General features: G+C 40.2%; 1 protein-coding gene. It reads left to right on the top strand.

Annotation, left to right across the window (positions count from 1 at the left end):
* Positions 1-175 precede the first annotated feature (175 nt).
* The gene (locus HMPREF9088_RS11215; protein ID WP_007209378.1) at positions 176-775 is read left to right on the top strand and encodes a tyrosine-type recombinase/integrase; all 600 of its coding nucleotides are present in this window, start codon (positions 176-178) and stop codon (positions 773-775) included.
* Positions 776-850 lie beyond the last annotated feature (75 nt).

The following is an 850-nucleotide window of genomic DNA, read 5'->3' as shown; positions in this document are numbered from 1 at the left end:
CTCAAAAGTTAAATGTGACACAATCTGATTCTGTCACATTCGTTAAAATCGCTCCATCCTTAGAGGCTCTAAGAGGAAATCACTTTTCTTTTAGGGCCTTTTTTCTATAGCTTGTTTAAATGTTACTTATCATCTGCTATAATCATATTAAGTAACATTTGAGAGGCGGCTAAAAATGAAGAGCGTAGAACCGATTCGCGACAAAAAAAAGATCGATGCCATGAAAGCAATTTTGGCTTCCGGCAAATATGGGCAACGAAATTTGGTGCTTTTTTCGATCGGGATCAATACAGCGTATCGAATCTCCGATTTAAGACAGTTGAAATTAAGTGACGTGTTAGAAATTTCCCGCGGACGTGTGATTGTCAAAGAACGTCTGGCCATGAAGGAACAAAAAACAGCTAAACACAATTCGGTTTTCATTTCGAACAAATTACGAAAAGTGATTCTTGATTATGTTCAATCGGAATTTCCTGAGCAGCTGCAAGCACAAGACTTCAGCAGGTATTTGTTTCCAAGTCGAAAGGGAGCAGATACGCCTTTGACCCGACAAAGCCTTTGGCGGATCATTCATGAAGCAGGAACGGCGGTTGGATTGAAAGAAATTGGTCCCCATTCGATGCGTAAGACCTTTGGCTATTTTTTGTACAAGCAAGGAACCAAAACAGAGATCATTCAGTCGCTGCTAAACCATTCTTCACAACGGGAGACCTTACGCTATATTGGGATCACCCAGGAAGACAAAGATACCGCAGTAAAGAGTTTGGATTTATGACAGAATAACGCCCTATATAATAATAGAAGGAAAAATTCAAGAGGTGAGAAAATGAGCGAAGAAAAGCGGCCTAAC

This window comes from Enterococcus italicus DSM 15952 (assembly GCF_000185365.1).
Classification (GTDB): Bacteria; Bacillota; Bacilli; order Lactobacillales; family Enterococcaceae; genus Enterococcus_G; species Enterococcus_G italicus.
The sequence above is the reverse complement of the archived record's forward strand: the minus strand, read 5'-3'. Positions and strand labels throughout refer to the sequence as shown.

What these genes read in the sequence shown, in the direction of transcription:
- HMPREF9088_RS11215 (WP_007209378.1), top strand. Translation starts at nt 176, where the DNA reads ATGAAGAGCGTAGAACCGATTCGCGACAAAAAAAAGATCGATGCCATG.